Genomic DNA, 261 nt, shown 5'->3' on the forward strand with positions numbered 1-261 from the left:
GTGCCCGCCGGGTAATCACCGTGCTCGTCAGAAAATACACCTTCTAATACGAGAATCTCCTCACCATAGGGATGGCTATGCTGTTTAAAGCTAGCGCCAGCGTCGTATTTCACCACACTCGTTGTATGGCCTGACTCCTTTGCTCCACGCTCTAACGGTTTACGCCATACCGTGGAAGATGGCGACGCCTGCCACTCTTGCTTCTGCGTATTAATAGCTAGGCGTTCATCAAAGTTCATATTTAACATTTAGGTCACCGAT

1 protein-coding gene is annotated in these 261 nt (G+C 49.0%); it reads right to left on the reverse strand.

Annotated elements, in window-relative coordinates:
- The coding region (locus tag NLF92_RS13270; RefSeq protein WP_254102710.1) for a cupin domain-containing protein at positions 1–248 on the reverse strand (248 nt) is incomplete at its 3' end.
- Positions 249–261 lie beyond the last annotated feature (13 nt).

Source organism: Opacimonas viscosa, from assembly GCF_024199005.1.
Taxonomy (GTDB): Bacteria; Pseudomonadota; Gammaproteobacteria; order Enterobacterales; family Alteromonadaceae; genus Opacimonas; species Opacimonas viscosa.